The organism is Streptomyces sp. NPDC044064, from assembly GCF_056434245.1.
This window is the reverse complement of record NZ_JBWKFN010000012.1, coordinates 238,645-260,782: the sequence shown is the minus strand read 5'-3', so window position 1 is coordinate 260,782 and position 22,138 is coordinate 238,645. Positions and strand designations below refer to the sequence as shown.

The following is a 22,138-nucleotide window of genomic DNA, read 5'->3' as shown; positions in this document are numbered from 1 at the left end:
AGCGGGGCTCGACCGAAACTGAGGGATTCATGGGACTCACCATCGGCGTCGACATCGGCGGCACGAAGATCGCGGCCGGCGTGGTCGATGAGGAAGGCAACATCCTCTCGACCTACAAGGTGCCGACCCCGGGCACGCCCGAGGCGATCGTGGACGCCATCGCCTCCGCCGTCGAGGGCGCGCGCGCCGGGCACGAGATCGTCGGCGTGGGCATCGGCGCTGCCGGTTATGTCAACCGGCAGCGCTCCACCGTGTACTTCGCCCCCAACATCGACTGGCGCAACGAACCGCTGAAGGAGAAGGTCGAGGCCCGCACCGGCCTCCCGGTCGTGGTCGAGAACGACGCCAACGCCGCCGCCTGGGGCGAGTACAAGTTCGGCGCCGGCAAGGGCCACCGCAACGTCATCTGCATCACGCTCGGCACCGGCCTCGGCGGCGGCATCATCATCGGCAACAAGCTGCGCCGCGGCCACTTCGGCGTGGCCGCCGAGTTCGGCCACATCCGCATGGTCCCGGACGGCCTGCTGTGCGGCTGCGGCAGCCAGGGCTGCTGGGAGCAGTACGCCTCCGGCCGCGCCCTGGTGCGCTACGCCAAGCAGCGCGCCAACGCCACCCCGGAGAACGCCGAGATCCTGCTGGGCCTCGGAGACGGCACCCCGGACGGCATCGAGGGCAAGCACATCTCCATGGCCGCCCGCCAGGGCGACCTGGTCGCCGTCGACTCCTACCGCGAGCTGGCCCGCTGGGCCGGTGCCGGCCTCGCCGACCTGGCCTCCCTCTTCGACCCGTCCGCGTTCATCGTCGGCGGCGGCCTCTCCGAGGAGGGCGAGCTGGTCCTCGACCCGATCCGCAAGTCCTACAAGCGCTGGCTGGTCGGCGGTAACTGGCGTCCGGTCGCCGACGTGATCGCCGCCCAACTCGGCAACAAGGCCGGCCTCGTCGGCGCGGCCGACCTGGCCCGCGAGCCCGACCCGATCATGTAGTGAGGCCTGGCCCCACTACGACGATGCCCGCCGCGTCCCGTCCCGGGACGGCGGGCATCGTCGTATGTTGATCGGCATGCTGCTTCCCAACTCCCGTACGGAACCGGATGGTTCCGCCGTCGTCCGGGTCCTCGGCTACAACATCCGCTCGATGCGCGACGACACCGGGGCCCTGGCGAGGGTGATCACCGCCTGCGCCCCCGACCTGGTCCTCGTCCAGGAAGCCCCCCGCTTCTTCCGCTGGCGCAAGAAGCTGGCCCGGCTCGCGGCGGCCTCCGGCCAGGTCATCCTCACCGGAGGGGCGACGGCAGCGGGACCGGCGATCCTGTGCAGTCTGAGAGCCACCGTCGAGCGCACGGAAGACGTGCTCCTCCCGCTCACCCCCGGCCTGCACCGCCGCGGCCTCGCCACGGCGGTGGTCCGCTTCGGCGCCGCCCGTCTCGGAGTGATCAGCTGCCACCTGAGCCTGCAGAAGGACGAGCGCCACGAGCAGGCCGGCATGCTCCTCGACCGCCTCGCGGGCCTGGGCGTGGAGCACGCCGTCGCGGGCGGCGATCTCAACGAGCGCCCGGACGGCCCGGCCTTCCGGCTCCTCTCCGACAGCCTCCAGGACTGCCGGACCACCGCCCCCTGGGGCGGCGAGTTCACCTCGACCCCCGCCGACCCCCACCAGCGCATCGACGCCGTGTTCGCCACGAAGGGCATCGAGGTGCTCGGCTGCGGCGTGCCGCTGGAGCAGCCGGGGATCACGGAGGCGGACCTGAGGGCGGCCACGGACCACCTTCCGGTCCTCGCCGCCCTCAGGGTGCCCGCCACGGCGTAGCTAAGGCCGCTGCTTCGCCTTGCCGACAACGGCCCAGCTGTCGAGGTAGGAGAGCTGGGTGTACTTCTTCATGGCCGGGCCGTCGCCCGAGGTGCGCTCGTCACGGAAGCCGAGGAACGCGTACGTCTCCGGGTCGAAGATGAAGTAGCCGCCGAAGCTCGCGACCCCCTCCGGGACCGTGGGGTCGTCATACGTGATGGCCACGCCGGTGCGTCCCTTCGCGTCCTGCTGATTCGGCACCGCCTTCACCCCGGGCACCATGCCGAGCGCCTCGTAGGCCGCCGGGCGCAGCCCCTGCGGCATCACCGGGACCAGCTTGAGCAGCCCCGCGAGGCTGATATGGATCTCCGACCACTCCTCGTCGGTGATGTCGTCCAGCGAGTCGGTCCGCCCGGGCATGCCCATCTCGCGGCCGACCGCGAGGATCAACTTCGTCGGATCGGTCGGCAGCTTCCGCAGCGTTCCCCAGTCCTGCGGCGGCCAGACGCTCTCGTTCTTCTTGAGCGGCGGCGACCACCACCCCTTGCCGATCTCCATGATCCAGGACGGCTTCGAGCCGTCCACCGAGCGCCAGTTCTCGTCGACGTAGCTCTTCGTCCCGCCGGTCTTCTGGTTGGTCTCCTTGATGATCTCCCTGGTGTAGATGAACTGGTCGTCGCGCGGGGTGACCGTCCGCTCGTGCCTGCGCTCGTAGGCGGCGGCCCCGTTCAGCACCATCTGCGCGCTCACATTCCGCATGGCGGGCGCACTCGACGCCGGCGGGTTCGCCGTCCGCTCCCGGTTCGCGCCGTCATCGTCCCGTACGACGACCAGGACGCCGGCGGCGACCGCCGCGGCGAGCGCGCCGGTCAGGGCGATGCGCAGGACGGGGCGCCGCGGCCGTACGACCGGAGCGGGCCGGTCCATCGCGGCGACCAGCCGTGCCCGTACCCGGTGCCGGGTGGCGTCGTCGAGCGGGGGAGTCCCCGGGGCGTAGTCGCTCACTTCGCGCAGTTCGTCGATGTCATGCATGGGCGTCTGCCTCTCGGAATGCCGTCGGATCGGATCCGCCCAGTGCTTCGCGCAATCTGCTGCGAGCCCGGTGCAGCCGGGATCTGACCGTGCCGACCGGCACGCCGAGGGCCTGGGCCGCCTCCTCGTAGTCGAGGCCGGCCCAGGCCACCAGCAGCACCAGGTCGCGGTGCCGGGCGGACAGCCCGGCCAGCGCGGCTGCCAGTTCCCGGCGCACCCCCGTGGCACCGGCCCTGGAAACCGCCCGGTCCGCGACCGGCTCCTCGTGCTCCACCGGCTCCGGCAGCCGCGCGAGCGCCTTGAACCGGCGCGCCTCGGTCCGGCGGTGCCGGCCGATGAGGTTCGTCGCGATGCCGAACAACCAGGGGCGGGCGTCGTCCCGCCCGAGGTCGTAGGTGTGACGCCGCTGGAAGGCGGTGATGAAGGTCTCCGCCATCAGATCCTCCGCCGCCTCGGGACCGAGCCGCTGGGCCGCGTAACGGTGCACGGCGTCGGCGTACCGGTCGTAGAGCGCGGCGAACAGCTCGGGCTCGTCCCGGGACCGCGCGATCACGCGGGCATCACTCTCCTCGCGATCCTTGCCGCGGGTGCCGACGCCCGGTGGTCCGACGGTCATCGGGGCTCCTTTCGTTCGCCTGAACGCCTCGAAGGCTTGGGCTTGTTCGGGTTGTTCATCTCTCCTTCGCCGGTCGGCGGAATCGGGTTCCCTTTTCGGCGCACCGGCCGTGCGGGCCGGGCTGCGCACCGGGTCCGGCGCGGGCGGCCGACCGTACGGACATGCGTGAGGGCCCGTCCGGACTGTCTCCGGACGGGCCCTCGGCCGGTCTGTCAGACGACCGCGCCGTGTCCCGGTTCGTCGTCCTCGTCGTCGTCCGTCTTCATCCGCATCACCAGCGTGGCGAACCCGCCGAGGAACCCGCCGATCCCGGCGGTCGTCAGCCACCAGGTCATCTCCCAGCCGAGCAGCACGGCCACCAGGAGCAGCACCGGGCCGCCGATCACCCCGAGCCAGGCGAACCTCGCGGTCGTGTCGGCGCTCGGCAGCGGCGGTGGCTCGGGCGGTACGAAATGGCCCTCGTCGTCATCGTCGAAGTCGTCCTCGGACGGCTCCGGCGGGGTGTGGTCACGCGGGCCCACGCCGGGCGCGAACGAGATCGAGCCGCCGAGCGGCTTCGCGGGCAGCGGCTCCTCGGAGCCGGCCGTGCCCTCGGCCGGGGGCTCGGGTTCGGGCAGCGCGAGATCCTCGACCGGCCTGAAGGGCCTGGAACCCGGCGGGTCCCGTGGCTCGTCGCCGTACCCTGCGACGATGGCCCGCCAGGCGGCGTCCTCGTCGAAGGGCACGCCCTTCTCGTCCGGCTCGCGGTCCTCGCGGTCGGAGTCGTGCTCAGCCAACTGCAGCCGTCCCTTCCTTGCCGACACTGGGTGCGAGCCGGCCGATGAAGGCGAGGCTCTCCTCGAAGATCCGGTCCGCATCGTGGTCCAACGTCGCCACGTGGTAACTCTGTTCCAGCACGGTCTCCGTTACGTCCACGGAGGACACCCGGCTCAGCACCCGGACCGAGTCCGCCGCCGGGACCACATGGTCCTGGGCGCTGCGCAGCAGCAGCAACGGCTGGGTCACCTGGGGCAGCTCGCCGTCCAGCCGGCGCAGGAACACCCGCAGGGAGTGCGCCGCGTGCAGCGGCACCCGGTCGTAACCGAGCAGCGCCGGGCCGCCCTTGGCGATGTCGCTGGCGATGCCCCGCGTCGTCCGCACCAGGTGCCGGGCCACCGGAAGGGCGTACGCCGACAGGCCGTGCACCCGGTTCGCCGGGTTGACGACGACCACCCCGGCGACCCGCTCGCCGCCTCGGGCCGCCAGCCGCAGCGCCAGCGCCCCGCCCATCGACAGGCCCGCCACGAACACCCGGGAGCACCGCTCGGAGAGCGCCCGCAGCTCGCGGTCCACCTCCGCGTACCAGTCCTCCCAGCCCGTGACCTGCAGGTCCTCCCAGCGGGTGCCGTGCCCGGGCAGCAGCGGCAGCGACACGGTCAGGCCGTGCGCCGCGTGGTGCTCCGCCCAGGGGCGCAGCGACTGGGGCGAGCCGGTGAAGCCGTGACAGAGGAGAACACCCACCTCCCCGCCCTCGTGGCGGTACGGCTCGGCTCCGGGGAGAACCGGCACCTTTCGGGCTCCTGTTCCTGAGAAAGGCGTGAAGAACTGGCGGATGTACTTCACCGTACGCGACCGCACTGACACCGACCAGGGTCGTCGGGGTCATTGACGGCGGTCCGGGTTAAGGTCTGATCCACGGAAACAGGAGGCACGCGGGTGTTGTACGGCACGATGAAGGTCGCCATCGGAGGACCGCTGAAGGTCGCCTTCAGACCTTGGGTGGAGGGCCTGGAGAACATTCCGGCCGAAGGTGCCGCAATTCTGGCGAGCAATCACCTGTCCTTCTCGGACTCGTTCTTCCTGCCCGCGATCCTCGACCGCAAGGTCACCTTCATCGCGAAGGCCGAGTACTTCACCACCCCGGGCGTGAAGGGCCGCCTCACGGCCGCCTTCTTCAAGGGCGTCGGACAGCTCCCGGTGGACCGCTCCGGGGCGCGCGGCGCCGGCGAGGCCGCGATCAAGAGCGGTATAGAGGTGCTGGAGCGCGGTGAGCTGTTCGGCATCTACCCGGAGGGCACCCGCTCTCCCGACGGCCGGCTGTACCGGGGCAAGCCCGGCGGCCTCGCGCGCGTGGCGCTCGCCACCGGCGCGCCGGTCATCCCCGTGGCGATGATCGACACCGAGAAGATCCAGCCGCCGGGCAAGGTGATGCCCAAGCTGATGCGACCGGGCATCCGCATCGGCAAGCCGCTGGACTTCAGCCGCTACCACGGCATGGAGCACGACCGCTTCGTGCTGCGCGCGGTGACCGACGAGGTCATGTACGAGATCATGAAGCTCTCCGGCCAGGAGTACGTCGACATGTACGCGACCGCCGCCAAGCGGCAGATCGCGGACGCGGCGAAGGCGGCCAGGGAAGCGGAGAAGGCCGCCAAGGAGGCGGAGAAGAAGCAGGCCGAGGGCTAGCGGGGAAAACCGGGGGAGCGGGGGGGCATGCCGAAGCGTGAGCGGGTCATGCGGATGTCGGTCGAGCTGCCGCTGTGGCGTGCGCTCGCCGGATACCGGGTGCTGACCATGCTGTACGCCATTGGCCTGTGCGCCACGGCGTACGACCATTTCGTACGCCCCTGGGTCGCCGTCGCCTACTACGCCGTCCTGGTCGGCTGGACCCTCGCCACCTTGCCCAAGGTGGCGAACGCGGCGAGCTGCACCAAACGCTTCCTGGCCGCCGACCTGACCATCGCCCTCGCCGGCATCATGCTCACCCCGCTCGCCGACAGCCACGAGCGGATCGCGGGCGGCGGCCCGACGCTGCCCTCGATATGGACCGCGGGCTCGGTGCTGGCCTTCGCCATCAAGGGCGGCTGGCGCTGGGCCGCCGTGGCCTCCACGGCCGTGGCCGTCGTCAACCTGGTCGAGCGCGGCACCCCGGCCCGGGACACCGTGCACAACGTGATCCTGGTCTGGGTGGCCTCCATCGCCATCGGCTACGTCGTGGAGGTCGCCCGCGCCTCCGAGCGCACCCTCGCCCGCGCCCTGGAGATCGAGGCCGCGACCCGGGAACGGGAGCGGCTGGCCCGGGACATCCACGACAGCGTGCTCCAGGTGCTGGCCATGGTGCAGCGGCGCGGTGCGGTCATCGGCGGCGAGGCGGCCGAACTGGGGCGCCTCGCCGGCGAGCAGGAGGTGGCGCTGCGCACGCTGGTCTCCGGCGGGCTGCTGCCGGTCTCCAGGGTGTCGGAGGACACGGCCGACGGAGCCGTCGTCCGCGCGGTCGAGGAGCCCGATGACGAGCCGGCCGACGGCCCCGTCGACCTGCGCACGCTGCTCGCCCCCTACGCCGGCGCCCGGGTCAGCCTCGCCGAGCCCGGTGCCCCGGTCCCGCTGCCGCGACCGGCGGCGCGGGAGCTGGCCGCCGCGGTCGGGGCCGCCCTGGACAATGTGCGCCGGCACGCCGGTGCCGAGGCCCGGGCCTGGATCCTCGTCGAGGACGAGCCCGGCGAGATCGTCGTCACCGTACGGGACGACGGCCCCGGCATCCCCGAGGGCCGGCTCGCCCAGGCCGAGGGCGAGGGCCGGCTCGGGGTGGCCCAGTCGATCCGGGGACGGCTGCGCGACCTCGGCGGCAGCGCCGAGCTGATCTCCGTCCCCGGGCAGGGCACGGAGGTCGAACTGACGGTACCCAAGGCCTCACGGGACAAGGCGGAGAAGCGATGAGCGAGCAGCAGGACCCGATCAAGGTCATGGTGGTCGACGACCACCCCATGTGGCGCGACGCCGTCGCCCGGGACCTGGGCGAGTCCGGCTTCGAGGTGGTCGCCACCGCGGGCGACGGCGAACAGGCGGTCCGCCGGGCCAAGGCCGCCGCCCCCGACGTCCTCGTGCTGGACCTCAACCTGCCCGCCAAGCCCGGCGTCCAGGTGTGCAAGGAACTGGTCGGCCACAACCCCGCCCTGCGCGTCCTGGTCCTGTCCGCGAGCGGCGAGCACGCCGACGTGCTGGAGGCCGTGAAGTCCGGCGCGACCGGCTACCTGCTCAAGTCGGCCTCCACCGAGGAACTCCTGGACGCGGTCCGCCGTACCGCGGTCGGCGACCCGGTGTTCACGCCGGGCCTGGCCGGACTGGTCCTCGGCGAGTACCGGCGCCTGGCCTCCGAGCCCGCGCCCGCCCCGGACGCCGACGAGCCGGGGGCGCCCCGGCTGACCGAGCGGGAGACGGAGGTGCTGCGGCTGGTCGCCAAGGGCCTGAGCTACAAGCAGATCGCCGAACGCCTCGTCATCTCCCACCGCACGGTGCAGAACCACGTCCAGAACACCCTCGGCAAGCTCCAGCTGCACAACCGGGTGGAGTTGGTGCGGTACGCGATCGAACGCGGGCTCGACGACGCCTGAAACCGCCTGGTCAAGCCACCTCCTGACAATTCACCGGAATCACCCTTCCCGCCTCTCGCTGCGTGACGCGAATCACCATTACCGTGACTGAGCGTCAGGCAACCGCGGCGAAGGGACATTTCCATGCGGGTCGGAGTACTGACCGGAGGCGGCGACTGCCCCGGGCTCAACGCCGTCATCCGGGGCATCGTCCGCAAGGGCGTTCAGGAGTACGGATACGACTTCGTCGGCTTCCGGGACGGCTGGCGCGGACCTCTCGAAGGCGACACCGTCCGCCTCGACATCCCCGCCGTACGCGGCATCCTGCCCCGCGGCGGCACCATCCTCGGCTCCTCGCGCACCAATCCGCTCAAGCAGGAGAACGGCATCCGCCGGATCAAGGAGAACCTGGCCAAGCTGGAGGTCGAGGCGCTCGTCGCGATCGGCGGCGAGGACACCCTCGGCGTCGCCGCGCGGCTGTCCGACGAGTACGGCGTGCCCTGTGTCGGCGTGCCCAAGACCATCGACAACGACCTGTCCGCCACCGACTACACCTTCGGCTTCGACACCGCCGTGGGCATCGCCACCGAGGCCATCGACCGCCTGCACACCACCGCCGAGTCCCATATGCGGGTCCTCGTCTGCGAGGTGATGGGCCGCCACGCCGGCTGGATCGCCCTGCACTCCGGCCTGGCCGGCGGCGCCAACGTCATCCTCATCCCCGAACAGCGCTTCGACCTCGACCAGGTGTGCGCCTGGATCACCTCCCGCTTCAAGGCGTCGTACGCCCCGATCGTCGTCGTCGCCGAGGGCGCCATGCCGAAGGACGGCGACATGGTCCTCAAGGACGGGTCGCTCGACTCCTTCGGACACGTCCGCCTCTCCGGCGTCGGCGAGTGGCTGGCCAAGGAGATCGAGAAGCGCACCGGCAAGGAGGCCCGCACCACGGTCCTCGGGCACATCCAGCGCGGCGGCACCCCGAGCGCCTTCGACCGCTGGCTCGCCACCCGCTTCGGTCTGCACGCCGTCGACTGCGTCCGTGACGGCGACTTCGGCAAGATGGTCGCCCTGCGCGGCACCGACATCGTCCGTGTCCCGATCGCCGAGGCCACGGCCAGGCTGAAGACGGTGGACCCGAAGCTGTACGAGGAGGTCGGGGTGTTCTTCGGCTGACGACCGCCCCCGGACGGCTACACGGTCGTGCGGCGCAGCTGACCCATCAGCTCCCGTACGACCGCGGCCCCGTCCAGGCTCAGCACCGACTCCGGGTGGAACTGCACCCCGGCGAAGCCCGGACCCCGCACGGCGTGCACCTCCCCGTTCTCCGCCCGGCTCACCTCCACCCCGTGCGCGGCCAGCTCCCGTGCCGCCTCCTCGTCGCAGTGCGCCACGAAGCTGTTGTAGAAGCCGACGGTCTGCGCCCGCCCGAACAGGTCGATCGTGGTCTGCGCCCCCTGGTGGGGGACCTCCTTGCGGACGATGTCCAGCCCCAGCTCCGCCGCGATCAGCTCGTGCCCCAGGCAGACCCCGAGGACACCGTGCCGGTGTTCCCGGACGACCTCTGCGGCCAGGGCCCGCAGGAAGCGCATCTTGGGATCGTCCAGGTCGCCGGGGTCACCCGGGCCGGGCCCGAGGACGACCGGTCCCTCGTGCTCGCGCACGATCTCCCGCAGCCCCGGCTCGTCGTAGCGCCGTACGGTCACCTCCAGACCGGCCGAGCGCAGTACGTGCGCCAGCATCGCCGTGAAGGTGTCCTCCCCGTCGACCACCAGGGCATGCCCCTCCAGCACCGCCGACCGCTCCTGCATCCGCAGCCAGAACGGCGCCAGCGACGTGCGGCGCCCGTCCAGCGCGGCCCGCACCCGGGGGTCGTCGGCGAGCCGGGGCCGCTGCCGCTCGTCGCGCGGCCGGGCCGGCCCCACCCCCAGGGCCGCCAGCACGCCCGCCGCCTTCGCGTGCGTCTCGGCCACCTCGCCCGCCGGGTCCGAGCCGCGCACCAGCGTCGCGCCGACCGGGACCCGCAGCCGGCCCCCGGCGGAGATGTCGGCGGTGCGGATCAGGATGGGGGAGTCGAGGGTCTGGGCGCCCCCGGAGTCCCGGCCGATGAGGGCCAGCGCACCCGCGTAGTAGCCGCGCCCGCCACCGTCCCGCCCGACGGGCTCGTACCGCTCGATCACCCGGCAGGCGTTCTGCACCGGAGACCCGGTCACCGTCGCCGCGAACATGGTCTCCTTCAGCACCTCCCGCACGTCCAGGGAGGACTTGCCGCGCAGCTCGTACTCGGTGTGCGCGAGGTGCGCCATCTCCTTCAGCCGCGGGCCGACGACCACCCCGCCCATGTCGCCGACGGTGCACATCATCTTCAGTTCCTCGTCGACGACCATGGACAGCTCCTCGATCTCCTTGCCGTCGGCGAGGAAGTCCAGCAGGTGCTCGGCCGTCGGCCCCTCGGCCGGATACCGGTACGTCCCGCTGATCGGGTTCATCACGACCGTGCCGCCGGACATCCGCACATGCACCTCGGGACTGGCACCGACCAGCGTCCGGTCCCCGGTGTGCACGACGAACGTCCAGTACGCGCCCCGCTCGCCCTCCAGCAGCCGCCGGAAGAGCGCCAGCGCGTCGGCCCGCCCGAACCCCGGGATCTCACCCTCGTACGTCCGCCGGATCACGAAGTTCGCGCCCTCGCCCCGGCCGATCTCCTCGCGCAGCACCCGCCCGACGATCTCGCCGTACTCGTCGTCGTCGACGTCGAAGCCCCCGCCCTCGACCCGCACGTCATGGTCCGGCAGCGACCGGAGGGCCTCGGCGAGCGGGATCTCGTACGACTCCTCGGGCGTCAGCACCAGCAGCGGTGTGCCGTCGTCGCGGACGTCGAAGCCGCGCTCGCGGATCTGCCGGAACGGCACCAGCGCGAGGCCCTCGTCGGGCAGGTCGGCCAGGCGGTCCCGGGAGGAGACGGGGCCGAGCAGCACCTCCACCGTGTGCTCGTCACGGCCCGGGGTGCGACGGCGCAGCAGGGCGAAGGGGCGGGGGTCGTGCAAGAGGTTCTGGAGATCCATGGGTGATCCTTCTCGATGGAGAGGAACGACCCCGGAAACGCCGAAGGCCGCCCCTCGGGCGGCCTTCGCGAAGTCTTGAGTACGCGCAGTCAGCGGGCCGCCGGATGAGCGGTCCACCACCAGTTCTGGGTCGAAAGCGCGAACATGCGAGGAACCCTACCGCACGGCCGTGGCGTCCATGAGGCAAACACTCCGTCTCACCAGTCGAGCCGGAGGAAAATATGGCGACACGACCCCGTAATGTTTACGAGGTGACCGTGAACGCTAAGACCAGCCCGAGCGCTGGCAACACCTGGCGAAACCTGCCCGCGGCGCAGCAGCCCGAGTACCCCGACACCGAGGCTCTGCGCGCAGTGATCGCGGACCTCGAGTCGTATCCGCCGCTCGTCTTTGCGGGCGAGTGCGACCAGCTGCGCGCCCGGATGGCGGCCGTCGCCAAGGGAGAGGCGTTCCTTCTCCAGGGCGGCGACTGCGCCGAGGCCTTCGACGCGGTGTCCGCCGACCACATCCGCAACAAGCTCAAGACGCTGCTCCAGATGGGCGCCGTGCTGACGTACGCCGCCTCGGTGCCGGTCGTGAAGGTCGGCCGCATCGCCGGTCAGTACTCCAAGCCGCGCTCCAAGGGAACCGAGACCCGCGACGGCGTCACGCTGCCCACCTACCGCGGCGACTCGGTCAACGGCTTCGACTTCAACGAGGCAGCCCGCATCCCGGACCCCGAGCGCCTGAAGCGGATGTACAACGCGTCCGCCTCGACGCTGAACCTGGTGCGCGCCTTCACCACCGGCGGTTACGCCGACCTGCGCCAGGTGCACGCCTGGAACCAGGACTTCGTGAAGTCCTCCCCGTCCGGGCAGCGCTACGAGCAGCTGGCGCGGGAGATCGACAACGCGCTGAACTTCATGCGGGCCTGCGGCACGGACCCGGAGGAGTTCAAGACGGTCGAGTTCTTCTCCTCGCACGAGGCGCTGCTGCTGGACTACGAGTCGGCGCTGACCCGCGTGGACTCGCGCACCGGCCGGCTGTACGACGTCTCGGCGCACATGGTGTGGATCGGTGAGCGCACCCGGCAGCTGGACGGCGCGCACATCGAGTTCGCCTCGCAGATCCGCAACCCGATCGGCATCAAGCTCGGCCCGACGACTACGGCCGAGGAGGCGCTGCAGTACATCGACCGCCTCGACCCCGAGCGGGAGCCGGGCCGGCTGACCTTCATCGTCCGCATGGGCGCCGACAAGATCCGCGACAAGCTCCCCGAGCTGGTGGAGAAGGTCACGGCGTCCGGCGCGACGGTGGCCTGGGTGACCGACCCGATGCACGGCAACACCTTCGAGGCGGCCTCCGGGCACAAGACCCGGCGCTTCGACGACGTGCTCGACGAGGTCAAGGGCTTCTTCGAGGTCCACAAGGCCCTCGGCACCCACCCGGGCGGCATCCACGTCGAGCTCACCGGTGACGATGTCACCGAGTGCGTGGGCGGCGGCGACGAGATCTTCGTCGACGACCTGCACCAGCGCTACGAGACGGCCTGCGACCCCCGCCTGAACCGCAGCCAGTCCCTGGACCTGGCCTTCCTGGTCGCCGAGATGTACCGGGACCAGTGATCACGAGGGATCGCTAGTCGCGTTGGGGGGGGGGGGGGGGGGGCCCCCCCCCCCCCCCCCCCCCCCCCCCCGACGCACTTTTGCGGGTTCGGCATGACGGGTAAGGTTAGGTAAGCCTCACCGATCAAGCGGGACGGCGACACCTATCAATCCCGTCGGGAGGTGAATCCGCGTGTACGTCTGCAGTTGCTTCGGCATCACCGAGGACCAGGTCAAGAAGCACGCGGAGGACGGCGCCTGCACCCCCCGGCAGATCGCCTCCGCCTCCAAGGCGGGCACGGACTGCGGCTCGTGCGTGCGGCGCATCCAGGCGATCCTCGGCCGCGGCTCCTGCCCGCGCCGTGACCTGGCCGACCAGGGCAGGCCCGTACTGGCGGAGCTGTCCGGCCCCGATGCCCTGGACGAGGCCGCCTAGCTCTCCGGCTGCTCGATCAGCTGCGCGAGGTACAGCGCCTCCCCGAGCTTCTCCAGCAGCTCCAGCTGGGTGTCGAGGTAGTCGATGTGGTGCTCCTCGTCGGCGAGGATGTCCTCGAAGATGTTCGCCGACGTGATGTCACCCTTCTCGCGCATCACCTTGATGCCCCGCTTGAGCCGGTCGATCGCCTCCACCTCGATCTGCCGGTCGGCCTCGAACATCTCCTTGACGGTCTGGCCCACCCGCACATGGAACAGCCGCTGGTAGTTGGGCAGCCCTTCCAGGAACAGGATCCGGTCGGTCAGCACCTCGGCGTGCTTCATCTCGTCGAACGACTCGTGCCGCGTGTACTTGGCGAGCTTCGTCCAGCCGAAGTTCTCCTGCATCTTCGCGTGCAGGAAGTACTGGTTGATCGCGGTCAGCTCGCCGGTGAGCTGCTCGTTGAGGAACTCGATGACCTCGGGGTCGCCCTGCATTGCAGCGGCTCCTTCCGCACGGTGGGACAGGTGGCGTATGCGGCCGCATGATTGCACCGGTGAGGAAGATCGTCCAGTAAGTGCGTACTTAGTAAGTACCTGCCGACTTGATAGCAGTTGTCTGATTTGAGGAACGGTGGTCAAGGGCACTGCCCCAGGTCTGTCAGGATGGAGACATGGGTCATCCGGTGGAGCGCGAATCTGGAGCAGCGGCAGGGTCCGAGCTTCCGCCGGGGCAGCGACTCCAGCGTGGCTGGCCGGTCACGCACTACGGGCCGGTACCGAAGTTCCGGCCCGAGCGCTGGGAGTTCCGGGTTTTCGGTACCACCGCCGACGGTGACAAGCGCACCTGGAACCACGAGGAGTTCACGGCCCTGCCGTACACCACCGTGGTCGCCGATCTGCACTGCGTGACGAAGTTCAGCATGGTCGGCGCCGAGTGGGGCGGCGTCCCGGCCCGCGCGATCCTCGACCTCGCCCCGCCGGCGCCGGACGTCACCCATGTGATGGTCTGGGCGGAGTACGGATTCAGCTCGAACCTGCGCCTGTCGGACTTCGCCTCCGACCGCACGATCTTCGCCACCCACAAGGACGGCGAGCTCCTCACCGCCGAGCACGGCTTTCCGGTCCGCCTGATCGTCCCCCACCTGTACGCCTGGAAGGGCCCCAAGTGGGTGCGGGGCGTGGAGTACATGACCGCCGACCGCCGCGGCTTCTGGGAGGAGCGCGGCTACCACAACGTCGGCGACCCCTGGAAGGAACAGCGCTACTCCTACCAGGAAGAGCCCGGGGACGGCCCCGAGCTCTGACTTCTCCTGGCGTGCCGGGTCAGTGGTGGTACTGGTGCACCACCGCGTGGCCCTTGCCGCGGGCGATCGTCCACTTGTTGACCGGCGTGGTCACCGCGAAGGCGATTACGAGCGAGATCACCAGCGAGATCCAGAACAGCGCGTCGCCCAGCGTGGCGTCCATCGCGGACGGCCAGACCAGGATCACCCCGTTGTCGATCAGCTCCATCACCACGATGGACAGGGTGTCCGCGGCCAGCGCCACCCGCAGGGCCGCACGGAAGTCGACACCGGCGCGCAGCACTCCGCGCAGGGTGAGCGAGTAGCCGAAGAAGAAGGCCAGCACGATCGCCAGCAGCATGGTCGGCAGGTTCCCCCACCCGAACGCCGTGCCGACGACCATGCCCAGCACCTCGCCGCTGGCGCAGCCGGTGAGGCAGTGCAGGGTGGCCAGGGCGGCCACGGACCAGGTGCCGGCGGGCGCGTGGTGGTGCGCGTGTGCTTCGTGCTCGTGGTGGTCGTGCGTCTCGTGCTGGTGGTGCGCGTGTGCCTCGTGCTGCTGGTGTGCTGCGTGCGCCTCGTGCTGCATGACGACCCCCATGTCGGACAACGGCTCCTGCGTCGAGCAAGAACCGTATACCCCCCAGGGGTATTCCCCAAGGGGTTATCCGTCGCGCAGTTTCTTCAGCCGCTCCACATCCGCCGCGTGCCCCTCCTTGCCGCCGGGCGTCTCGATGATCAGCGGCACGCCCGCGGTCGCCGGGTGGGTCATCAGCGCCCGGAACGGGTCCTCGCCGATGTGGCCGGAGCCGATGTTCTCGTGACGGTCCTTGTGCGCGCCGACCACGTCCTTGGAGTCGTTGGCGTGGATCAGCTTCAGCCGCCCCTCGCCGACGGTGTCGACCAGCAGGTCCAGGGTCTGGTGCATGCCGTTCGGCCCGGTCAGGTCGTGCCCGGCGGCGAAGATGTGGCAGGTGTCCAGGCACACGCCGAGCTTCGGATGGGCGTCCAGTGCCTCGAAGTACGGCCCGAAGTCCCAGGTGCGCGAGCACAGCGAGGCACCCTGTCCGGCCGTCGACTCCAGCAGCAGGTACGGATCGTCGTCGTGGGTCAGCTCGTCCAGCAGCGGCAGCAGGTGCTCGCGCACCTGCTTCAGCGCCACGGACCGCTCCCGCCCGCCGGTCGCGCTGCCGGTGTGCACGACGACGCCGAGCGCGCCGATCTCCCGCCCGCGCCGCAGCGAGTGCCGCAGCGACTCCACCGACTTCTCCACGGTCGCCTCGGTGTGCGAGCCGAAGTTGATCAGATAGGGGGCGTGCACGTACGCCGGGACCGACTCCTCGGCGCACGCCTGGCGGAACGCCTCGTCCTGCCGGGGGTTCCCGGCCGGGGTGGCCCACCCGCGCGGGTTGGCGACGAAGACCTGCACGGTCTCGGCCCTGAGGTCACGGGCGTACGACAGCCCTACGGAGTGCAGCCCCCCGGCCACGGGGACGTGGCCGCCGACGGGGTTGCGGGAGGGACTGGCTCCGGGGCTGCCGGAGAGGGGGCGGGACTGCTCGATGCTCACCCGTTCAGGGTGTCACGCGGCGCGCCGCCCCCGGTCACCGGATGGTGATCGTGATCGTCGACCCCTTGGGCGCCTTCTCGCCGCCGTCCACCGACTGCTTGCGCACGGTGTCGCCGAAGAGTCCGAGCAGGCCCCGGTCCTTGTCGACCTGGAAGCCGGCGTCCTCCAGCGCCTTCGTCGCGTCGGCCACGCTGTCGCCGACGACGTCCGGCACCTCGATCATCTCCGGGCCCTTGGACAGCTTCAGCGTCACCGTGTCGCCCTCGGCGGCCTGCTTGCCGCCTTCCGGGGTCTGCTCGGCCACCTGACCCTTGTCGTACTGGGAATTGACCTGCTCGGTGGAGACGATCACCTTCAGGCCGGCGCCCTCCAGCTCCTGCTTGGCGTCGGCCAGGTCGTCACCGGTGACGTCCGGCACGTCGACCGGGTTGCCCTTGCTGACCAGGAGCGCGATCGCCGAGCCCGCGTGCCGCTTGATGCCCGTCTCCGGGTCGGTGCTGATCACCGCGCCCCTCGGGACGCTGTCGCTGAACGCCCGGCTGACCATGCCCGGCTCCAGGCCGGACGCCTTCAGCTTCGACTGCGCCCTGCCCAGCGGGACGCCCGTCAGATCCGGCACCTTCACGATCTCGGGGCCCCGGGAGACGACGAGCGTCACGGAGTCGTTGCTGCGGATCCGGGCCCCGGCGGCCGGGTCGGTGCTGATGACCGCGCCCCGCTCGACCGTGTCGCTGTACTCGAGCCTGACCCGCTTGACGTCGAGCCCGGCCGCCTTCAGCCTGTCCTGGGCCTGCGCCTGCGTCTTGGCCAGCAGCTGCGGGACCTTGGTGAACTGCCCCGAGTTGATGTACCAGACGCCGGTACCGACACCGAAGACCACCAGGACCGCCGCGATGAGCGTGATGAGCCCGCGCCGGGGCCGCCCCGGCCGTCGGCGGGGCGCGACGGGCGGACTGTCCAGCCGGCTGGTGTGCCGGACGGCCGCCACCGGGTCCTCGTCCTCGTTGACGGGCAGCGGCCGGGGCACGGTCAGCGAGCGCGGGATCACGCTCGTGCGGTCCTCGGCGTTGTCGTGCTCCGCGGACAGCGCCTGCGGCGGCAGCGCGTCCAGCTGCTCGGCGCTCAGACCGGCCCGCGCCCGCAGCACCTGGCCGAGCAGCGCCGCCGCGTCCTGCGGCCGGACGTCCGGGGTGCGCGCGGTCGCCGAGGCCACCAGCTCGTCCAGCTCGTACGGCAGCCCCGGCACCAGCGCCGAGGGCGGCGGCACGTCCTCGTGGATGTGCTTGTACAGCACCTGCGCGGGGGAGTCCCCGGAGTGCGGCCGGCCGCCGGTCAGCATCTCGTAGAGGACGACACCGCACGCGTACACGTCGACACGCGGGTCGGCGGTGCCCTGTTCTATCTGCTCGGGCGCGAGGTACGACACGGTCCCGAGTACGGCGCCCGTCGTGCTGGTCACGGTGTCCACGGACCGCACGAGCCCGAAGTCGGCGACCTTGACCCGGCCGTCGTCCCCTATCAGCACGTTCTCGGGCTTCATGTCCCGGTGCACGAACCCGGCCCGGTGCGCGGCGCCGAGCGCGGCCAGCACGGGCTCCAGGATGTCCAGCGCCGCCCGCGGCTGCAGCGCCCCCCGCTCGCGCAGCACGTCCCGCAGGGTGCACCCGGCGATGTACTCCATCGCCAGGTACACGTACGACCCGTCGGCACCCTGGTCGAAGACCTGCACCACGTTGGGGTGGGCCAGCCGGGCGACCGACTTGGCCTCCCGGATGAACCGCTCCACGAACGACCCGTCGGCCGCCAGGGTCGGGTGCATCACCTTGAGCGCGAGAACGCGGTCCAGGCGGGTGTCCAGGGCCCGGTAGACCGTGGCCATCCCACCGACCGCGATCCGCGCATCGACGCGATAGCGTCCGTCGAGCACCTGCCCGACGAGGGGGTCCTGAAGGGTCGTATCCACGCAGGCGAGTGTACGAGGGGTGACCGACAGTCCCGCCCGCTCGGCCGTTCCGGGGACGGAATGCAGCAGAGCTGTGACCCTGGCGGCACACGGCCGGAACTAGAAGGCGGGGCGCTCCGGATCCAGGTGCGCACGGCCCTCGGCCGGGGACGAGGCCTCCGCGAAGTGCCTGCGCGGGATCCGCCCGGCCAGCCGCGCCAGCCGCCCCGCCTCCACCGCGTGCTTCATGGCGGCGGCCATCGTCTCCGGCTCCTGCGCCCGGGTGACGGCCGAGGCGAGCATCACACCCGCGCACCCCAGCTCCATCGCCAGCGCCACGTCCGACGCCGTACCGGCCCCCGCGTCCAGGATCACCGGCACGCGCGCGTGCTCCACGATCAGCTGGAAGTTGTGCGGGTTGCGGATCCCGAGCCCGGAGCCGATCGGCGAGCCCAGCGGCATCACCGCGGCACAGCCCACATCCTCCAGCTTGCGCGCGAGCACGGGGTCGTCGTTGGTGTACGGCAGCACCGTGAACCCGTCGTCGACCAGCGTCTCGGCCGCCTCCAGCAGTTCCACCGGGTCCGGCAGCAGCGTCCGCTCGTCGGCGATGACCTCCAGCTTGACCAGGTCGGTGCCCAGTGCCTCCCGGGCCAGCCGGGCGGTCAGCACGGCCTCCCCGGCGGTGAAACAGCCCGCCGTGTTCGGCAGCACCTCGATGCCCAGCTTCCCCAGCACCGACAGCACCGAGCCGTGCACCGAGGGATCGACCCGTCGCATGGCCACCGTGGTCAGCTCCGTGCCGGAGGCGACCAGCGCCCGCTCCAGCACGTCCAGGCTCGGTGCGCCGCCGGTGCCCATGATCAGCCGGGAGCCGAGGGGCACACCGCCGAGGACGAAGGGATCGTCGGCCATGGGTCAGCCTCCTTGCACGGCGGTGAGGACTTCGACACGGTCGCCCTCGGCGAGGGCCGTGGTCGCCCACTGCGCGCGCGGGACGACGGTTTCGTTGACGGCGGCGGCCACCCCGGACGGCGCCGCGGTGAGGGTCTTCACGAGGGCGTCCAGCGCGGTGCCGGGGGCGACCTGGTGGCGCTCCCCGTTCACGGAGACGGTGACGGAGACGTTCATGCGGGCTGCTCCATGAGTGCGGCGCCGAAGCGCTTCGGCGTGAACGGACGGGCCTGTTCGGGCAGTTCACCGCCGGCCAGCAGCTCCGCCATCACATCCCCGGTGACCGGCGTGAGCAGCACCCCGTTGCGGTAGTGCCCGGTGGCCAGCAGCAGCCCGTCGAGCCCGGACGGGCCGAGCAGCGGCGCGTTGTCCGGGGAGCCGGGGCGCAGCCCCGCCAGGGTCTCGGTGAGGGGCAGCTCGGTGATCCCCGGCACCAGCTCATGGGCGTCGCGCAGCAGTTCGTACACGCCCCCGGCGGTGACGGTCGTGTCCCAGCCCAGTTCCTCGCTGGTGGCGCCGACGACCAGCTCGCCGTTCTCCCGGGGCACCAGGTAGACGTGGCTGCCGCGCACCATCGCCCGCACGGTGCGGCTCAGGAAGGGTGCGTACCGGCGCGGCACGGTCAGCCGCAGCACCTGGCCCTTCACCGGCCGCACGGGGGGCAGTACGTCGTCCGGGACGCCCGCGAGACGCCCGCTCAGGCTGCCGCCCGCGAGGACGACCTGCGCCGCGCCCAGCGCGGTGCCGTCCGCCGTGGTGACCCCCGCGGCCCGGTCCCGTGCGACGTCGAGCCGCTCGGCCCAGGACCGGTGGAAGACCACCCCGGCCCGCTCGCAGGCGGTCACCAGGGCCGTGGCCAGCCGCCTCGGGTCGATCTGATGGTCGCCGTCGACCCGCAGCCCGCCGCGCACCCCGGGCGCGAGCATCGGCTCCAGACGCCGGCACTCCCGCCCGGACAGCCACTCCGACTCCAGCCCCGAACGCTGCTGGAGCGCGTGCAGTTCGCGCAGGTGGGCGCGGTCGTCGGCGTCGAGCGCGACGGCGAGCGTGCCGCAGCGGCGGTAGCCGAGGTCGTGGCCGGTCAGCTCGGTCAGCTCGGCCGTGAAGTCCGGGTAGCGGCGGGCGGATTCCAGGTTCAGGGCGAGCAGCGTCTCCTCGCCGTAGTGCAGTTCGGTGACCGCGGCCAGCATGCCCGCCGCGACCCGCGCGGCCCCGCCGCCGGGCCCGGGGTCCACCACAGTCGTGGCGAGCCCGCGCTGCGCGGCCCGCCAGGCCGTGACCAGGCCGATGATTCCGCCCCCGATGACGAGGACGTCGGACGTACGTGACGACATGGGCGTCCAGCCCCTCCCTTCGCCGGCATGACCCGGATCAGGTTCGTACGGTCGGAGGCCGCCAGCCTCCCTCTCAGCCCGGTGCGTCCGGGCTCCCGCGAGTGCTTGTACGGTGGCCACCCTAGCCCGCAGCGCTCGTCACTCGTAAGGGAGCCCCCGGCCATGGCCTGCTCGCTCGACGGACTGATCCTGGCCCCGGTTACGGACCAGGCACCAGGTCAGGTGGGTACCCGCACCCGGTTCGCCTACCACGAGACGGACGGTGCGATCTGGGCCGAGTACGCGGGCGGCGACGTCGTACGGGGCCATCTGGTCGGCACCCGCGAGGGCGACCGGCTTGACTTCCGGTACGTACAGCTCAGGGTGGACGGCACCACCGCCTCGGGGCACTGCGTGTCCACTGTCGTGGAGCTTCCGGACGGGCGGGTGCGGCTGGAGGAGACCTGGGAGTGGGAGTCCCGGCCGGGCGCCGGGACCAGCGTTGTGGAACAGGTCACCGAGCACGCCCCCTGACTGACGAATTGTCAGTTGTCTATGGTGATCGGGTGAGCGAGCAGACACCGCAGCAGGGCACGGCACAGGGGCGACGCGTGGTCGTCGCGGGCGCGGGCATGGCCGGGGTGCAGACCGCGGTCGCCCTGCGCGAGCAGGGCTTCACGGGCACCGTCACGCTGATCGGCGCCGAGCCCCACCAGCCGTACGACCGGCCGCCGCTGTCCAAGGCCGTGCTGCTCGGCAAGGCCGAGGGCTCCGCCTTCGACGTCGACTTCGAGTCGCTCGGCGTCGAACTGCGGCTCGGCTGCGAGGTGCTGGGCGTGCGCCCCGGCGACCACGAGCTGGACACCGAGGCCGGGCCCGTCCCGTACGACGTGCTGGTCCTCGCCACCGGCGCCGAGCCGATCACGCTGCCGGGCACCGAGGGCGTGCCCGGCGTGCACCTGCTGCGCACCCTGGACGACGCCGAGCGGCTGCGCCCGGTGCTCGCCCGGCAGCACGCCATCGTGGTCGTCGGAGCCGGCTGGATCGGCGCCGAGTTCGCCACCGCGGCCCGCGAGGCGGGCTGCGCGGTGATTGTCGTCGAGGCCGCCGACCGGCCGCTCGCGGGCGCGCTCCCGCCCGAGGTGGCCGCCCCGATGGCCGCCTGGTACGCGGACAGCGGCGCCGAGCTGCGCACCCACGCGCGCGTGGAGCGCGTCGAGCCGGGCGCGGTGGTGCTCACCGACGGCACCCGGCTGCCCGCGGACGCCGTCGTCGTCGGCATCGGCGCGCGCCCCGCCACCGCCTGGCTGGCCGGCTCCGGCATCGAGCTGGGCGCGCACGGCGAGGTCGTGGCCGACGCCCACCTGCGCACCCGCGTCGAGGACGTGTACGCGGTCGGCGACTGCGCCTCCTTCCCCTCGGCCCGGTACGGCACCCGGCTGCTGGTCCACCACTGGGACAACGCCCTGCAGGGCCCGCGCACGGTCGCCGCGAACATCCTGGGCGGGACCCCCGTGGTCTACGACCCCGTGCCGTACTTCTGGTCCGAGCAGTTCGGCCGTTTCGTCCAGTACGCCGGGCACCACCCCGCGGCCGACCGCATGGTGTGGCGCGGTGACCCGGCGGGCCCGGCCTGGACCGTGTGCTGGCTGCGCGAGGACCGGCTGGTGGCCCTGCTGGCCGTGGGCCGGCCGCGTGATCTGGCCCAGGGCCGCCGGCTGATCGAGGCGGGCCGGCGCATGGATCCGCAGGCGCTGACCGACCCGGCGCGGCCCCTGAAGGACGCCACCGCCGGCTAGGCACGTCCTCCCGGGCGGACCGGCCTGACTTCCGACTGTCGGTGGGGGATGGCAGGCTTGTCCCGTGACCGAGATTGACGCAAAGATCGATGCTCTCGTCCCCGCCTGGCTCACCCTCCCCGACATCGCCGAGATGCTCGACGTCGAGGTGACGCGTGTGCGGCAGCTGGTCAAGGAGGGCCAGCTCATCGCCGTACGCCGAGGTGAGAACCGGGCGCTGCACGTCCCCGCCGCCTTCATCGACGGGGACAAGGTCGTCAAGGGCCTGTCCGGGACCCTGACGCTCCTGAGGGACGACGGCTTCACCGACGAAGAGATGGTCGAGTGGCTCTTCACCCCCGACCCGACCCTGCCCGGCACCCCCGCGCAGGCGCTGAGCGAGAATCGCGGCACGGAGGTGAAGCGCCGCGCCCAGGCGCTCGCCGTCTGAGCC

25 protein-coding genes and 1 riboswitch are annotated in these 22,138 nt (G+C 71.7%); of the genes, 12 read left to right on the top strand and 13 right to left on the bottom strand.

Going from position 1 to position 22,138, the window contains the following annotated elements:
* Window positions 1-29 precede the first annotated feature (29 nt).
* Window positions 30-983, top strand: coding sequence for an ROK family glucokinase (locus AC07DS_RS21460; RefSeq protein WP_145875298.1), 954 nt, complete (start codon window positions 30-32; stop codon window positions 981-983).
* Window positions 984-1,047: 64 nt separating this feature from the next.
* Window positions 1,048-1,806: an endonuclease/exonuclease/phosphatase family protein gene (locus tag AC07DS_RS21455; protein ID WP_479147475.1), complete on the top strand. Its 759-nt coding sequence runs from the start codon at window positions 1,048-1,050 to the stop codon at window positions 1,804-1,806.
* Here AC07DS_RS21455 and AC07DS_RS21450 read toward each other — a convergent pair whose 3' ends face one another.
* From AC07DS_RS21450 to AC07DS_RS21435, 4 genes are all read right to left on the bottom strand, one after another.
* Window positions 1,807-2,817 (bottom strand): CU044_5270 family protein, encoded by a 1,011-nt coding sequence (locus AC07DS_RS21450; protein ID WP_479147473.1) that lies wholly within the window; start codon window positions 2,815-2,817, stop codon window positions 1,807-1,809.
* Window positions 2,810-3,433, bottom strand: coding sequence for an RNA polymerase sigma factor (locus AC07DS_RS21445; protein WP_403954780.1), 624 nt, complete (start codon window positions 3,431-3,433; stop codon window positions 2,810-2,812). Before AC07DS_RS21445 ends, AC07DS_RS21450 begins: the two co-directional genes overlap by 8 nt.
* A 212-nt stretch (window positions 3,434-3,645) precedes the next feature.
* Window positions 3,646-4,209, bottom strand: coding sequence for a hypothetical protein (locus AC07DS_RS21440; protein WP_479147471.1), 564 nt, complete (start codon window positions 4,207-4,209; stop codon window positions 3,646-3,648).
* Window positions 4,202-4,981: an alpha/beta hydrolase gene (locus AC07DS_RS21435; protein WP_479147470.1), complete on the bottom strand. Its 780-nt coding sequence runs from the start codon at window positions 4,979-4,981 to the stop codon at window positions 4,202-4,204. Before AC07DS_RS21435 ends, AC07DS_RS21440 begins: the two co-directional genes overlap by 8 nt.
* A 162-nt stretch (window positions 4,982-5,143) precedes the next feature.
* Here AC07DS_RS21435 and AC07DS_RS21430 point away from each other — a divergent pair, with 162 nt between their 5' ends.
* The 4 genes from AC07DS_RS21430 (at window position 5,144) to AC07DS_RS21415 (ending at window position 8,955) form a co-directional block, all read left to right on the top strand.
* Window positions 5,144-5,878, top strand: coding sequence for a lysophospholipid acyltransferase family protein (locus AC07DS_RS21430; RefSeq protein WP_479147528.1), 735 nt, complete (start codon window positions 5,144-5,146; stop codon window positions 5,876-5,878).
* Between the two features lie 27 nt (window positions 5,879-5,905).
* The gene (gene macS / locus AC07DS_RS21425; RefSeq protein WP_479147468.1) at window positions 5,906-7,129 is read left to right on the top strand and encodes a MacS family sensor histidine kinase; all 1,224 of its coding nucleotides are present in this window, start codon (window positions 5,906-5,908) and stop codon (window positions 7,127-7,129) included.
* A complete protein-coding gene (locus tag AC07DS_RS21420) occupies window positions 7,126-7,803 on the top strand; it encodes a response regulator (protein ID WP_145875286.1) in 678 nt (225 codons plus the stop codon). The genes macS and AC07DS_RS21420 overlap by 4 nt, the downstream gene beginning before the upstream one ends.
* A 123-nt stretch (window positions 7,804-7,926) precedes the next feature.
* Complete coding sequence (locus tag AC07DS_RS21415) at window positions 7,927-8,955, top strand: 6-phosphofructokinase (RefSeq protein ID WP_479147467.1); 1,029 nt, start codon at window positions 7,927-7,929, stop codon at window positions 8,953-8,955.
* 17 nt (window positions 8,956-8,972) lie between these two features.
* Here the strand turns inward: AC07DS_RS21415 and AC07DS_RS21410 are convergent, their stop codons facing one another.
* Both AC07DS_RS21410 and AC07DS_RS21405 read right to left on the bottom strand, forming a co-directional pair.
* Window positions 8,973-10,844 (bottom strand): anthranilate synthase family protein, encoded by a 1,872-nt coding sequence (locus AC07DS_RS21410; RefSeq protein WP_479147465.1) that lies wholly within the window; start codon window positions 10,842-10,844, stop codon window positions 8,973-8,975.
* Between the two features lie 89 nt (window positions 10,845-10,933).
* Window positions 10,934-10,990 (bottom strand): trp operon leader peptide, encoded by a 57-nt coding sequence (locus AC07DS_RS21405; protein WP_350818382.1) that lies wholly within the window; start codon window positions 10,988-10,990, stop codon window positions 10,934-10,936.
* Window positions 10,991-11,095: 105 nt separating this feature from the next.
* Between AC07DS_RS21405 and AC07DS_RS21400 the strand changes: the two genes are divergently transcribed.
* On the top strand, window positions 11,096-12,448 hold the full coding sequence (locus AC07DS_RS21400) for a class II 3-deoxy-7-phosphoheptulonate synthase (RefSeq protein WP_479147464.1): 1,353 nt from the start codon (window positions 11,096-11,098) through the stop codon (window positions 12,446-12,448).
* Window positions 12,449-12,620: 172 nt separating this feature from the next.
* A complete protein-coding gene (locus tag AC07DS_RS21395) occupies window positions 12,621-12,863 on the top strand; it encodes a (2Fe-2S)-binding protein (protein WP_479147462.1) in 243 nt (80 codons plus the stop codon).
* Here AC07DS_RS21395 and bfr read toward each other — a convergent pair.
* On the bottom strand, window positions 12,860-13,339 hold the full coding sequence (gene bfr / locus AC07DS_RS21390) for a bacterioferritin (protein WP_479147460.1): 480 nt from the start codon (window positions 13,337-13,339) through the stop codon (window positions 12,860-12,862). The two genes, AC07DS_RS21395 and bfr, sit on opposite strands and share 4 nt — an antisense overlap.
* A 176-nt stretch (window positions 13,340-13,515) precedes the next feature.
* Between bfr and AC07DS_RS21385 the strand changes: the two genes are divergently transcribed.
* A complete protein-coding gene (locus AC07DS_RS21385) occupies window positions 13,516-14,148 on the top strand; it encodes a sulfite oxidase-like oxidoreductase (protein WP_479147458.1) in 633 nt (210 codons plus the stop codon).
* A gap of 19 nt (window positions 14,149-14,167) precedes the next feature.
* Here the strand turns inward: AC07DS_RS21385 and AC07DS_RS21380 are convergent, their stop codons facing one another.
* The 6 genes from AC07DS_RS21380 to thiO all read right to left on the bottom strand — a co-directional run bounded on the left by AC07DS_RS21380 (window position 14,168) and on the right by thiO (window position 19,927).
* A complete protein-coding gene (locus AC07DS_RS21380) occupies window positions 14,168-14,716 on the bottom strand; it encodes a DUF4396 domain-containing protein (RefSeq protein ID WP_479147526.1) in 549 nt (182 codons plus the stop codon).
* Window positions 14,717-14,791: 75 nt separating this feature from the next.
* Window positions 14,792-15,697, bottom strand: a complete 906-nt coding sequence (locus AC07DS_RS21375; protein ID WP_479147457.1) for a deoxyribonuclease IV — start codon at window positions 15,695-15,697, stop codon at window positions 14,792-14,794.
* A gap of 34 nt (window positions 15,698-15,731) precedes the next feature.
* Window positions 15,732-17,660: a Stk1 family PASTA domain-containing Ser/Thr kinase gene (gene pknB, locus AC07DS_RS21370; protein WP_479147455.1), complete on the bottom strand. Its 1,929-nt coding sequence runs from the start codon at window positions 17,658-17,660 to the stop codon at window positions 15,732-15,734.
* A 99-nt stretch (window positions 17,661-17,759) separates the two neighbouring features.
* Entirely contained in the window at window positions 17,760-18,554 is a 795-nt protein-coding gene (locus AC07DS_RS21365; protein WP_479147453.1) for a thiazole synthase, read from the bottom strand.
* A gap of 3 nt (window positions 18,555-18,557) precedes the next feature.
* Window positions 18,558-18,770 carry a sulfur carrier protein ThiS gene (thiS, locus tag AC07DS_RS21360; RefSeq protein ID WP_479147451.1) on the bottom strand — a complete coding sequence of 71 codons (213 nt, stop codon included), beginning with the start codon at window positions 18,768-18,770 and terminating at the stop codon, window positions 18,558-18,560.
* Entirely contained in the window at window positions 18,767-19,927 is a 1,161-nt protein-coding gene (gene thiO, locus AC07DS_RS21355) for a glycine oxidase ThiO (RefSeq protein WP_479147449.1), read from the bottom strand. The genes thiS and thiO overlap by 4 nt, the downstream gene beginning before the upstream one ends.
* A riboswitch (TPP riboswitch) is annotated at window positions 19,925-20,036 on the bottom strand. It overlaps the preceding gene by 3 nt.
* A gap of 53 nt (window positions 20,037-20,089) precedes the next feature.
* Here thiO and AC07DS_RS21350 point away from each other — a divergent pair.
* The 3 genes from AC07DS_RS21350 to AC07DS_RS21340 all read left to right on the top strand — a co-directional run bounded on the left by AC07DS_RS21350 (window position 20,090) and on the right by AC07DS_RS21340 (window position 22,135).
* Complete coding sequence (locus AC07DS_RS21350; RefSeq protein WP_479147448.1) at window positions 20,090-20,440, top strand: avidin-fold protein; 351 nt, start codon at window positions 20,090-20,092, stop codon at window positions 20,438-20,440.
* Between the two features lie 32 nt (window positions 20,441-20,472).
* On the top strand, window positions 20,473-21,705 hold the full coding sequence (locus AC07DS_RS21345; protein ID WP_479147447.1) for an NAD(P)/FAD-dependent oxidoreductase: 1,233 nt from the start codon (window positions 20,473-20,475) through the stop codon (window positions 21,703-21,705).
* Window positions 21,706-21,769: 64 nt separating this feature from the next.
* Window positions 21,770-22,135, top strand: coding sequence for an Rv2175c family DNA-binding protein (locus tag AC07DS_RS21340; protein ID WP_479147445.1), 366 nt, complete (start codon window positions 21,770-21,772; stop codon window positions 22,133-22,135).
* The last annotated feature ends 3 nt before the right edge of the window (window positions 22,136-22,138 follow it).